Consider the following 12,239-nt stretch of genomic DNA (forward strand, 5'->3'; position numbering starts at 1 on the left):
GAGCATCCACCATGGCTGACGCAGCACGCGCCGCCCGACTCGCCGACCGGATCAAGGTCGTCGTGGCCCAGGCGCTCGAGCGCCGGGTCAAGGACCCCCGGCTGGGCTTCGTGACCATCACGGACGCCCGCGTCACCAACGACCTCCAGCACGCCACCCTGTACTACACGGTGTTCGGCACCGCGGAGGAGCAGCAGAACACCCGGGCGGCCCTCGAGTCCGCCAAGGGCGTCCTGCGCAGCGAGGTGGGACGGAACATCACGGCCCGCCTGACGCCCACCCTGACCTTCGTCCCGGACGAGATCCCGGTCAACGCCTCCCACCTCGAGGAGGTGCTGCGCGCGGCCAAGGAGAAGGACGCCGAGGTTGCCGCCCAGGCCGCCGGGGCCAGCTGGGCCGCCGGCGAGGACCCCTACCGGAAGCCGGCCGAGGAGGACGACGAGTCCTCCCGGGACCGCTGAGCAGGCGGGGGCACCGGGGAAGTGACCCGCACGAAGCCTGACGTCCCGAGTCCGGACCCGTCCCTGCCGACGCCGTCCGGGCTCGTGGTCGTGGACAAGCCCGCCGGCTGGACCAGCCACGACGTCGTCGCCCGCGCCCGCCGCCTCGCGGGCACCCGCAAGGTGGGCCACGCCGGCACCCTGGACCCCATGGCCACGGGCGTGCTGGTGCTCGGCGTCGACCGGGCCACCCGCCTCCTGACCTGGGTGGTGGGCCGGGACAAGACGTACGCCGCGACGATCCGGCTCGGCCTGACCACCGTGACCGACGACGCCGAGGGGGAGGTCGTCGACGTCGCCGCCCCCGGGGCCGTGGCGGCGGTGGACGAGGACGCGGTGGCGGCCGGCGTCGCCCGGCTCACCGGGGACATCCAGCAGGTCCCCGCGAAGGTCAGCGCGATCAAGGTCGAGGGCCGCCGCGCCTACGCCCAGGTCCGCGCCGGGCAGGACGTGGAGCTCGCCGCGCGCCCCGTCACCGTCTCCGAGTTCGCCGTGCACCGGCTCGTGCGCACCGCCGACGACGCCGGACGGGAGGTCCTCGACGTCGACGTCACCGTGACCTGCAGCTCGGGCACCTACGTCCGGGCGCTGGCCCGGGACCTCGGCGCCGACCTGGGGGTGGGCGGTCACCTGACCGCGCTGCGCCGCACCCGGGTGGGCGCGTGGACCCTCGAGGACGCGTCCACCCTGGAGGAGCTCGCCGCGGAGGTGGCCGCCGGCCGCCCGCTGCCCGTGACGAGCCTGGAGGAGGCCGCCGCCGGACTGTTCCCCGTCCGCCGGCTGACCGCCGCCGAGGCCCAGGACGTCGCCCACGGCCGCCGGATCGGTCCCAGCGCCGCCGACGGCGGCGGGGACCACGGCGGGACCCCGCCGGATCACGACGCCGTCACCGCCGGCTTCGCCCCCGACGGGCGTCTCGTGGCCCTGCTGTCCGACCGCGGCCACCGCGGCGAGCGCACCGCCAAGCCCGTGCTCGTCTTCCTGCCCGGGGAGCGGTTCCCCGGGCCGCCCGGGACCACCCGGGAGGAGCGCTGATGCTGTGGGGCTACGACGGCTGGTTCTGGGCCGCGGCCCTGCTGGGCGCCCTCTCCTTCCTGGTGTGCGCCGTGCAGGCCGCACGCGGGCGGCGGCCCGACGACTGGACCCAGGGCTCCGTGCTGCTGCTCGAGGCGTTCCTGCTCGTCTACGCCGTGGGCACGGTCGTCATGCACGTGCGGGGGCCCGGGCCCACCGGATCGGCCCTCGAGTACTGGGGCTACCTGCTGACCGCCCTGCTCATCCCGGCCGGAACCTTCGTGTGGTCCCTCGTGGAGCGCTCGAGCTGGTCCAACTGGGTGCTCGCGGCCGCGGGGCCCGTGGTGGCCATCATGGTCTACCGCATGAACTACATCTGGTACTACCAGTGAGCCCCGGACCCCGGACCGGTTCCCGGCCCATCACGACCCCGCAGGAGAGGCCCCGATGACGCACGACCGCCCGCAGGACGGCCCCACCCGGCTGCAGCGGCGCTTCGGGCCCCGCGCCGCCCCGGCGCGCGGCGACCGCAAGTCCTCGGGCTTCGGCCGGCTGGTCGTCGTGGTCTACGCGGTCTTCTCCCTCTCCGCCGGTGTCCGCTCGCTCTACCAGATCGCGACGGACTTCCAGGCCGCGCCGCTGCCGTACCTGCTCTCCGCGTTCGCCGCGGCCGTCTACGTGGTGGCCACCGTGGCCCTCGCCCGGCCCGGCCCCCGCTGGCACCGGCTGGCCACGGCCGCCGTGGCCGTGGAGCTGCTGGGCGTGCTCGGCGTGGGCCTGCTCTCGGTGCTCGTCCCGGAACTGTTCCCCGAGCCGAGCGTGTGGTCCCACTTCGGGCAGGACTACGGCTACGTCCCGCTCGTGCTGCCGGTGGTCGGCCTCGCCTGGCTCCGCCGGTCCCGGCCCCGGGGCGGGCGGGCACCCGCCTGAGCGCCCGTCCGTCCCGCGCGGCGCACCGGCACGCACCGGGTAGGCTCGGTCGCGGGCCGGAGCGCCCCGTGCCGCACGCCTCCCGAAAGGACCCCCGCCGATGCCCGTACGCCCCGACGGCGCCGAGGACTACGACGTCCCCGTCCTCACCGACGGCACCGTGGTGCTGCGCCGGCTCGAGGAGCGCGACGTCCCGCAGCTGGCCCGCAACTGCGCGGACCCCGCGGCCGCGGAGTTCACCACCGTGCCCCTGGGCTACACGGAGGCTGATGCGCGCTGGTACGTCGAGGAGTTCGTCCCCGCCGCCTGGCGCGCCGGCCGCGAGTACAACTGGGCGGTCGCCGACGCCCGGACCGACCGGCTGCACGGGACCGTGGGGCTCAACGCCCTGCGCGGGACCACGGCGGACATCGGGCTCAACTTCGGCCCCCACGCCCGCGGCACCGGCGCCGCCGAGGCCGCCTGCCGGCTGCTGCTCGAGCACGCCTTCGGGCGCCTGGGCCTCACCTATGCTTACTGGATGGCGAAGGTCCCCAACTGGGCCAGCCGCAAGCTCGCCTGGAGGCTCGGCTTCCGCTCCCCGGTGCGGATCGACGGGTTCATGGAGCAGCGCGGCGCCTCGGTGGACGCCTGGATCCTGACCCTCGGCGCGGAGGACCCCCGCTCCCCGCAGGCCCCGTGGGACGGCCCGCCGTCCCCGGCCGCCGCCCCCGCGGAGGAGCCCGGCGGCCCGCACCGGCCCGTGCCGCCCCGACCCTGACCTGCCTGTTCCGTTCCTGCGAGGAGAAGCGTGTTCCGCTGGCGAGATCTCTCTGACGTCCCCCCGGGCTTCGGCCCGTCGGTCGTCACCATCGGCAATTTCGACGGTGTCCACCGGGGCCACCAGCGGGTGCTGTCCCAGCTCGTCGACTCCGCCCGCGAGCTGGGCTGGGCCTCGGTGGTCGTGACGTTCGACCCGCACCCCGCGCAGGTGCACCGCCCCGGCAGCCACCCGGGACTGATCATGGGCACCGAGGACAAGCTGGACGCCCTCGAGCGCACCGGCGCGGACGCCGCCCTCGTGCTGGAGTACAGCCTGGAGTTCGCGGCCCAGTCCACCGAGCAGTTCGTGCTGGGCACCCTGGTGGGCCCGCTCGGCGCGCGCTGCCTCGTGGTGGGCGAGGACACCCGCCTGGGCAAGGACAACACCGGCAACATCGACACGCTCCGGGAGCTGGGGCAGCGCCACGGGTTCGAGGTCCGCGTGGTCGACGACCTGCTCGACCCCCTGCACGAGCAGCACCCGGAGCACGCCCCGGCCGTGACCGCGGCGGGGGAGCGGCGCTGCTCCTCCACGTGGATCCGCGCCTGCCTGCAGGCGGGGGACGTGCGCGCGGCCGCCCGGCTGCTCGGGCGCCACCACCGGATGCGCGGGGAGGTGGTGCACGGGGCCGCCCGCGGGCGGGAGCTCGGCTATCCCACGGCCAACCTGTCCCCGGACGCGGCCGGGTTCGTCCCCGCGGACGGGGTGTACGCCGGGTGGCTGCTCGACGCCCACGGCACCCGCTGGCCCACCGCGATCTCCGTGGGGTCCAACCCGACGTTCGAGAACGTGCCCCGGCAGGTCGAGGCGCACGTCATCGACCGCCCCGAGGAGCGGGTCGAGGACTTCGACCTCTACGGCCAGGAGGTGGTCGTGGAGTTCGTCGCCCGGCTGCGCGGGATGGTCGCCTACGAGGGCGTCGACAAGCTCGTGGCCCAGATGGACGACGACGTCGAGCGCACCCGCGGCATCCTGGCCGCCGAGGCCTGAGCCCCGGCGGCCGGCCGGGCCCCTACATCTCCTCGTGCTCGTTCGGGTCGAACCCCGACCCGCTGATCCCCGTGTGCAGCATCTGCATCCGGTGCATCTGCTCCTCGTCCAGCTCCCAGTCGAAGACGTCGAGGTTCTCGGCCATGCGCCGGGGGTCGGAGCTCTTCGGGATCGGCACGGTGTGCGACTGCAGGTGCCAGCGGAGGACGACCTGGGCCGGGGTGCGGCCGGTGCGCCGGGCGATCCGCGCGATCCACTCGTGCTGGAGCAGATCGGTCTTGCGGCCCAGCGGGGACCAGGCCTGGGTGATGATGCGGTGCTCCGCGTGGAACTCCCGCAGCCGCTCCTGCTGGTACTGCGGGTGCAGCTCCACCTGGTTGACGGCCGGCGTCTCGCCGGTCTCCTCGACCAGGCGCCGGATGTGGGCGGGCGTGAAGTTGGACACCCCCACCGAGCGGACGAGCCCCTCCTGCCGCAGCTCCAGCATCGTCCGCCACGTCTCGACGTACCGGCCGACCGACGGGTTCGGCCAGTGGATGAGGTACAGGTCCACGTGGTCGGTGCCCAGCCGCCGCAGGGAGCCCTCGAGCGAGCGGCGCACGGAGTCCGTGCCGTGGTCCCGGCCCGGCAGCTTGGTGGTGAGGAACAGCTCGTCGCGCGGCACGCCGGCCGCCGCGATCGCGCGCCCCACGCCCGTCTCGTTGCCGTAGTTCACCGCGGTGTCGACCATCCGGTAGCCCAGCATGAGGGCCTCGGCGACGTCGGCCTCGGCCCCGGCGTCGTCCATCGGGTAGGTGCCCAGCCCGATCGCGGGAATGCGCCGGCCGTCCCGCATCGTGTGCGTGCGGTCGGCGACCGCCGGGCCCCGCCCGTCCTTCTCGTCCTTGCTCACGCGCTGCTCCTGCTCGTCTCGTCCTGCTCGTCCACGTGCTGCCGGCCCGGTCCTGGCCGGCCCGGACGGGCCGTGCGCCGGGACCCCGCCGTCGTGTCCCTCCCATCTTGGCCCACCGGCCGGGGGAGGCCCAGCGCAGCGCGCCGCGCCGCCCGGGGGTGGGGCGGCGCGCCCGGGTCCGCTAGACTGGACGGCGGTCCGACTGCAGTCCGTGGTTGTCGGACCCCCGGGGGAGTCCCGGGACCCGGCGACGAGCCCGTCGTCCGGGCCGCACGGTACTGACTCGAACGGAGTTACACGTGGCACTCGACGCCGCCATCAAGCAGGAGATCATCAAGGACTTCGCCACCCACGAGGGCGACACCGGTTCGCCCGAGGTGCAGATCGCGGTCCTGACCCGCCGGATCGCCGATCTGACGGAGCACCTGAAGCAGCACAAGCACGACCACCACACCCGCCGCGGCCTGATGGCCCTGGTCGGTCGCCGTCGCCGCATGCTGACCTACCTGCGCGACACCGACATCACGCGCTACCGCACGCTCATCGAGCGGCTCGGCCTGCGCCGCTAGTCGGCACCCGGCGGCGTCCGCCCGGCAACGGGAGGACGCCGCCGAGCACCGGGCCCGCACGGCACAGCAGCCGGGCGGACCCCCGCACCACCAGAGACAGCACCATCGAACACCAGACGGGGCCACCGCGCCGATCATTCGCGGTCCTCGGTAGTGATCTCCGGACACCGGACGGCCCCCGCGGCCCCGGACCTTCCGTGGATCTCGATCGAAGACCGGGTGACGCGCGGACGGTCCCGCCGACACGAAACGGAGGTGACCCTTGGAGGGTCCCGAGATCCAGTACGCCGAAGCCGTCATCGACAACGGCTCCTACGGAAAGCGCGTCGTGCGCTTCGAGACCGGCCGCCTCGCCAAGCAGGCCGCCGGCTCCACCCTCGTCTCCATCGACGAGGACACCACCATGCTCGCCGCCACCACGGTGGGCAAGTCCCCCCGCCAGGGCTTCGACTTCTTCCCACTGACGGTCGACGTCGAGGAGCGGATGTACGCGGCCGGGCGCATCCCGGGCTCGTTCTTCCGCCGCGAGGGCCGCCCCTCCACGGACGCGATCCTCACCTGCCGGCTCATCGACCGCCCGCTGCGCCCCGCCTTCGGCAAGGGCATCCGCAACGAGGTGCAGGTCGTCGTCACGATCCTGTCCATGAACCCGGACGAGATCTACAACACCGTCGCGATCAACGCCGCGTCCATGGCCACGACCCTGTCCGGGATGCCCTTCCAGGGTCCCGTGGGCGGCGTGCGCGTGGCGCTCATGGCCGGCGAGAACGGCCAGCACCAGTGGGTGGCCTTCCCGAAGCACTCGCAGCTCGAGAACGCCGTGTTCGACATGGCCGTGGCCGGCCGCGTCGTGACCGGCAAGGACGGCTCCGAGGACGTCGCGATCATGATGGTCGAGGCCGAGGCCACCGACAACTCCTGGAACCTGATCAAGAACAACGGCGCCGTGGCCCCCACCGAGGAGCTCGTGGCCCAGGGCCTCGAGGCCGCCAAGCCCGCCATCAAGGCCCTGTGCGACGCCCAGGCCGACCTCAAGGCCCGCGCCGGCAAGCCCGACATGGACCTGCCCCGCTTCGGCGGCTTCGGCGACGACGTCAAGGAGGCCGTCGCGGCCTCCGTCGGCACCCGGCTCGCCGAGGTGTACTCGATCGCCGACAAGCAGGAGCGCGAGACCGCGACCGACGCGCTGCACCAGGCGACCCTGGCCGAGCTCGCCGGCGAGGACGGGCCCTTCGCCGACCGCAAGGACGAGGTCAACGGCGCCTACCAGGCGCTCACCAAGCAGACCGTGCGCCAGCGCATCCTCACCGAGCAGGTCCGCATCGACGGCCGCGGCCTGACGGACATCCGCCAGCTCACCGCCGAGGTCGAGGTCCTGCCCCGCGTGCACGGCTCCGCGATCTTCGAGCGCGGCGAGACCCAGATCATGGGCGTGACCACGCTGAACATGCTCAAGATGGAGCAGCAGATCGACTCGCTGTCCCCCGTCAAGCACAAGCGCTACGTGCACCACTACAACTTCCCGCCGTACTCCACCGGCGAGACCGGCCGCGTGGGCTCCCCGAAGCGCCGCGAGATCGGCCACGGGGCACTGGCCGAGCGGGCCATCACCCCGGTGCTGCCCTCCCGCGAGGAGTTCCCCTACGCCATCCGCCAGGTCTCCGAGGCGCTGGGCTCCAACGGCTCCACGTCGATGGGCTCCGTCTGCGCCTCCACCCTGTCGCTGCTCAACGCCGGCGTGCCCCTGCGCGCGCCGGTGGCCGGCATCGCCATGGGCCTGGTCTCGGACGAGGTGGACGGGGAGACCCGCTACGCCGCGCTGACCGACATCCTGGGCGCCGAGGACGCGCTGGGCGACATGGACTTCAAGGTGGCGGGCACCTCCGAGTTCGTGACCGCGATCCAGCTCGACACCAAGCTCGACGGAATCCCCTCCTCGGTGCTGGACGCCGCGCTGACCCAGGCCCGCGAGGCCCGGCTGCACATTCTCGGCGTGCTGAACGCGGCCATCGACCAGCCGGACGAGATGAGCGAGTTCGCCCCGCGCGTGATCTCCGTGACCGTCCCCGTCTCCAAGATCGGCGAGGTCATCGGCCCCAAGGGCAAGATGATCAACCAGATCCAGGAGGACACCGGCACCGACATCTCGATCGAGGACGACGGCACCGTCTACATCGGCGCCACCGACGGCCCCTCGGCCGAGGCGGCCCGCGCGGCGATCAACGCGATCGCCAACCCGCAGGTCCCGGAGGTCGGCGAGCGCTACCTGGGCACCGTGGTCAAGACCACGACCTTCGGCGCCTTCGTCTCCCTCACCCCGGGCAAGGACGGCCTGCTGCACATCTCGGAGCTGCGCAAGCTCAACGAGGGCAAGCGCGTCACCGACGTCGAGGACGTCCTCGGCGTGGGCCAGAAGGTCCAGGTGGAGATCACGAAGGTCGACGACCGCGGCAAGCTGTCCCTGGCCCCCGTGGTCGCCGAGGAGCCCAACGTACCCACCGAGGACGACGACGCCACCGAGGCCTGAGCCGGGCCCGTCCCGCGCACAGCACCGCACGAGCACAGAAAGCAGCACAGCTGGATGACGGCAGTCGATCTGCCGCTGGAGGCGGGCGACCGCGGCCCGGGGAGCACCCCCGGCCCGGACGCCCGCCTCTCGGCGGTTCCCCGCAGTTCCCCCTCCGCCGCGGCCGCGGCCCTGACCACGGCCGCCGCGGGGTTCAGCCACACCCTCCACGAGGGCGCCGGCGGCAACGTGGTCCGTCGCACGGTCCTGCCGTGCGGCACCCGGGTGGTCACCGAGCGGATGCCCGCCCAGCGGGCCGTGACGGTCGGCTTCTGGGTCGGCGTCGGCTCCCGCGACGAGCAGCCCGGCCGCCTGGGCTCCACGCACTTCCTCGAGCACCTGCTGTTCAAGGGCACCGAGCGACGCTCGGCGCTGCAGATCGCGGAGGCGTTCGACGAGGTGGGCGGGGAGTCCAACGCCGCCACGGCCAAGGAGCACACGTGCTACTACGCGCGGGTCCTGGCCGAGGACCTGCCGATGTCGATCGACGTCATCACCGACATGGTGACGTCGGCCGCCCTGGACCCGGACGAGCTCGAGCGGGAGCGGGGGGTCATCCTCGAGGAGCTCGCGATGGACAAGGACGACCCCGAGGACGTCGCCTTCGAGGAGTTCACCCAGCGGGTGCTGGGGGCCCACCCCCTCGGCCGGCCCATCGGCGGGACCCCCGAGGAGATCCTCGCGGTGCCCCGTGACGCGGTGGTCGAGCACTACCGCCGCCACTACCGGCCCGAGGGCCTCGTGGTCACGGCCGCCGGCGGCCTCGAGCACGACGTCGTCGTCGCCCTCGTCGCCGAGGCCCTCGAGCGCGCGGGCTGGGACCCGGCCGCCCCGGCGGCCCCCCTCCCGCGGCGCGAGCGCACCCCCGCGCCCCTGGAGCCGGACTGGGGCGAGCACTTCCTGGAGCGGCCCGTGGAGCAGACCAACGTGGTCGTCGGCCGGCCCGGGCTCGTGGCCGGGGACGACCGCCGCTTCGCGATGACCGTGCTCAACGCGGCCCTGGGCGGCGGGATGTCCTCCCGCCTGTTCCAGGAGATCCGCGAGAAGCGCGGCCTGGCCTACAGCACGTTCTCCTTCTCGGGCGCCTACTCGGACGCCGGCTACTTCGGGATGTACGCCGGGTGCCTGCCCGCGCGCACCGACGAGGTCCTGGCGCTCATGGCCGGCGAGCTGGAGACGCTCGCCCGGGACGGCATCGGGGCGGACGAGCTGCGCAAGGTCGTGGGCCAGCTGGGCGGGGGCACCGTGCTCGCCCTCGAGGACACCGGGTCCCGGATGTCCCGGCTGGGCTCCGCGGAGCTGAAGTCCGGGGAGTTCCTCGACATCGACGAGTCCCTGGACCGGGTCCGCTCCGTGACCCCGGAGCAGGTCCGGGAGCTCGCGGGGTGGCTCGCCGAGGGCCCGGTCGTGACCACCATCGTGGCGCCCACCCGCCGCTGACCGCACGCCGCCGCCGGGAGCCGGCGGCGGCGCCGCCCCTCCCGTGACCTAGAGTTGGAGCCATGACCGAGCGCACCGCCCCCGTGACCACCGACGCCCCGCCGTCCGCCCCCGCCGAGCTGCGCGTCGCCGTGCTCGGCGCGCGCGGGCGGATGGGCAGCGAGGCCGTGCAGGCGGTGCGCCGCACCGAGGGCCTCCAGCTCGTCGCCGAGCTCGGCCGGGAGGACTCCCTCCAGGCCCTGGTCGCCGCCGGCGCGGAGGTCGTGGTCGACCTCACGGTCCCCTCCGCCACGGAGGCCAACGTCCGCTTCGCGGTGCAGCACGGCATGCACTGCGTCGTGGGCACCACCGGCTGGGACGCCGAGCGGCTGGACCGGCTCGAGGCGCTGCTGGCCGAGCACCCCGGGGTGGGAGTGCTCGTCGCCCCCAACTTCTCGGTGGGCGCGGTGCTGGCCATGCGCTTCTCCGCGCAGGCCGCCCGGTTCTTCGAGTCCGTCGAGATCGTCGAGCTGCACCACCCGGACAAGGTGGACGCCCCCTCGGGCACCGCAGCCCGCACCGCCGCCCTCGTCGGGCAGGCACGGCGGGCCGCGGGGGTCGCGCCGTCGCCGGACGCCACGGAGCAGGACCCGGGCGGGGCCCGCGGCGCGCTCGTGGAGGACGTCCGGGTGCACTCCGTGCGCCTGCGCGGGCTCGTCGCCCACCAGGAGACGCTGCTGGGCGGCGTCGGCGAGCAGCTCACCATCCGGCACGACTCCTTCGACCGGATCTCCTTCATGACCGGCGTGGTGCTCGGCGTCCGGGAGGTGGGCTCCCACCAGGGGCTCACGCACGGGCTCGAGGGCTACCTCGACCTGGGGCTGTAGCGCCGATGGACTCCATCCGGGCCTGGATCTGGGGCCTGCTCGCGGCGGCCCTGCTGACCCTGTGGCTGCTGCCCGTCCCCGGCGGCTCGAAGCTGTGGATCCTCGCCGTGCTCGTCTTCGCGGGCGTCTTCACGCTCCTGGAGTCCACGAGCAAGGCGAAGCTGCTCGCCGCGGCCATGGTGACGCTGCTCGTCGTCTACCTGGGCCTGAGCCTGCACCGCGCGGTGCTGCTGCTGGGCACGGACGGCTGGATCGCCAAGGCCTTCGGCGTCGCCATGCTGGTGCTCCCGGCCGTGGGCGTGTGGGCGCTCGTGCGCGAGATCCTGTTCGGGGTCCGGACCGAGCAGCTCGGCCGGACGCTGCACGAGGAGGGCGGGCTGCCGCCCGACGACCTCCCGCGCACCCCCGGCGGGCGCATCGTGCGCGAGGCCGCCGACGAGCGCTTCGGGGCCGTCCGGGCGCAGACCGAGGCGGACCCGGGCGACTGGCGCAACTGGTACCGGCTCTCCCTGGCCTACGCGGCCGCCGGGGACCGGACCCGCGCCCGCTCCGCGATGCGCGACGCCGTGGCCCTCTCCCGCGGGCGCACCCCCCACAACGTGGAGCCCGCCGACCCCCCGGGCGAGGGCCGGGCCTGACCGTGGTGGCGAGCCCCCGCCGCCCGCCCGCCGGTGCCCCCGCCGCGGAGGCGGTAACCTGGCACCCATGACTGCCAACGCCTCGCCCTCCTCCGCCGACCTCCCCGCGACCCGGTCCGAGCCCCTGTTCGGGACGCTGCTCACCGCGATGATCACCGTCTTCGCCGCGGACGGGTCCGTGGACCTGGACGCCACCGCGGCCATGGCCGTCCAGCTCGTCGACGACGGCTGCGACGGCCTCGTGGTGTGCGGCACCACGGGGGAGTACTCCACCATGACCGACGAGGAGAACCTCTCCGTGTTCCGCGCGGTCAAGGAGGCCGTCGGCTCCCGCGTGCCGCTGCTAGCGGGCACCGGCTCCAACGACACCGAGCACTCCCGCTACCTCTCCCGCGCGGCCGAGAAGCTCGGCATGGACGGGCTGCTCATCGTCACCCCGTACTACAACAAGCCCTCCCAGGCCGGTGTCGAGGCCCACTTCCGCAGCCTCGCGGACTCCGTGGACCTGCCGATCATGCTCTACGACATCCCCGGCCGCGCCGGCATCCCGATCGCAACCGAGACCCTCATCTCCCTGGCCGGGCACCCCAACATCGTGGCCGTCAAGGACGCCAAGGCGGACCTGGTCGCCGCGACCCGGGTGCTGGCCGAGACCGACCTGCTCTACTACTCGGGCGACGACGGCCTGACCCTGCCCTGGATGGCCATCGGCGCCGCCGGGCTCATCGGCGTCACCACCCACGTGGCCACCGCCCGGTACCGCGAGCTCGTCGACGCGGTCCGTGCCCAGGACCTCGCCACGGCCCGGCGGATCAACGTCGAGCTCGAGCCCGTCGTCCGCGCCACGATGACCCGCGCCCCCGGCGCCGTCGCGGCGAAGACGATCCTCATGTGGCAGGGCCGGCTGCCGCACAACACCGTGCGGCTCCCGCACGTCCCGCCCACGGAGGCCGAGGCCGCCCTGATCCGCGCGGACCTGCGGGGCTCGGTCGTCGCCGACACCCTCCTCGAGACCATCGACTGACGAAAGGG

General features: G+C 74.0%; 13 protein-coding genes. 12 read left to right on the forward strand and 1 reads right to left on the reverse strand.

The window, feature by feature from the left end:
* The first annotated feature begins 11 nt into the window (after positions 1-11).
* The 6 genes from rbfA (at position 12) to RF640_RS05800 (ending at position 4,236) form a co-directional block, all read left to right on the forward strand.
* Positions 12-461, forward strand: coding sequence for a 30S ribosome-binding factor RbfA (gene rbfA, locus RF640_RS05775; protein ID WP_017832930.1), 450 nt, complete (start codon positions 12-14; stop codon positions 459-461).
* A gap of 21 nt (positions 462-482) precedes the next feature.
* Complete coding sequence (truB, locus tag RF640_RS05780; RefSeq protein WP_052133096.1) at positions 483-1,535, forward strand: tRNA pseudouridine(55) synthase TruB; 1,053 nt, start codon at positions 483-485, stop codon at positions 1,533-1,535.
* Complete coding sequence (locus RF640_RS05785) at positions 1,535-1,906, forward strand: hypothetical protein (protein ID WP_109243412.1); 372 nt, start codon at positions 1,535-1,537, stop codon at positions 1,904-1,906. The genes truB and RF640_RS05785 overlap by 1 nt, the downstream gene beginning before the upstream one ends.
* A 55-nt stretch (positions 1,907-1,961) precedes the next feature.
* Positions 1,962-2,444 carry a hypothetical protein gene (locus RF640_RS05790; RefSeq protein WP_181372568.1) on the forward strand — a complete coding sequence of 161 codons (483 nt, stop codon included), beginning with the start codon at positions 1,962-1,964 and terminating at the stop codon, positions 2,442-2,444.
* A gap of 100 nt (positions 2,445-2,544) precedes the next feature.
* Positions 2,545-3,204, forward strand: coding sequence for a GNAT family N-acetyltransferase (locus RF640_RS05795; RefSeq protein WP_035929697.1), 660 nt, complete (start codon positions 2,545-2,547; stop codon positions 3,202-3,204).
* 30 nt (positions 3,205-3,234) lie between these two features.
* Positions 3,235-4,236: a bifunctional riboflavin kinase/FAD synthetase gene (locus RF640_RS05800; RefSeq protein WP_017832925.1), complete on the forward strand. Its 1,002-nt coding sequence runs from the start codon at positions 3,235-3,237 to the stop codon at positions 4,234-4,236.
* Between the two features lie 22 nt (positions 4,237-4,258).
* Here RF640_RS05800 and RF640_RS05805 read toward each other — a convergent pair whose 3' ends face one another.
* Positions 4,259-5,128 carry an aldo/keto reductase gene (locus RF640_RS05805; protein WP_017832924.1) on the reverse strand — a complete coding sequence of 290 codons (870 nt, stop codon included), beginning with the start codon at positions 5,126-5,128 and terminating at the stop codon, positions 4,259-4,261.
* Positions 5,129-5,427: 299 nt separating this feature from the next.
* On the opposite strand from RF640_RS05805, the gene rpsO reads away from it, so the two are divergent.
* From rpsO to dapA, 6 genes are all read left to right on the forward strand, one after another.
* The gene (rpsO, locus tag RF640_RS05810; RefSeq protein WP_017832923.1) at positions 5,428-5,697 is read left to right on the forward strand and encodes a 30S ribosomal protein S15; all 270 of its coding nucleotides are present in this window, start codon (positions 5,428-5,430) and stop codon (positions 5,695-5,697) included.
* A 262-nt stretch (positions 5,698-5,959) separates the two neighbouring features.
* Positions 5,960-8,224: a polyribonucleotide nucleotidyltransferase gene (locus tag RF640_RS05815; protein WP_017832922.1), complete on the forward strand. Its 2,265-nt coding sequence runs from the start codon at positions 5,960-5,962 to the stop codon at positions 8,222-8,224.
* A 54-nt stretch (positions 8,225-8,278) separates the two neighbouring features.
* Positions 8,279-9,703, forward strand: coding sequence for a pitrilysin family protein (locus tag RF640_RS05820; RefSeq protein ID WP_017832921.1), 1,425 nt, complete (start codon positions 8,279-8,281; stop codon positions 9,701-9,703).
* A gap of 62 nt (positions 9,704-9,765) precedes the next feature.
* The gene (gene dapB / locus RF640_RS05825) at positions 9,766-10,569 is read left to right on the forward strand and encodes a 4-hydroxy-tetrahydrodipicolinate reductase (protein WP_017832920.1); all 804 of its coding nucleotides are present in this window, start codon (positions 9,766-9,768) and stop codon (positions 10,567-10,569) included.
* A gap of 5 nt (positions 10,570-10,574) precedes the next feature.
* Positions 10,575-11,207, forward strand: coding sequence for a hypothetical protein (locus RF640_RS05830; RefSeq protein ID WP_186374909.1), 633 nt, complete (start codon positions 10,575-10,577; stop codon positions 11,205-11,207).
* A 67-nt stretch (positions 11,208-11,274) separates the two neighbouring features.
* Entirely contained in the window at positions 11,275-12,231 is a 957-nt protein-coding gene (gene dapA / locus RF640_RS05835; protein ID WP_368827072.1) for a 4-hydroxy-tetrahydrodipicolinate synthase, read from the forward strand.
* Positions 12,232-12,239: the final 8 nt, after the last annotated feature.

It is taken from the genome of Kocuria sp. CPCC 205231 (assembly GCF_040980965.1).
Lineage (GTDB): Bacteria > Actinomycetota > Actinomycetes > Actinomycetales > Micrococcaceae > Kocuria > Kocuria rosea.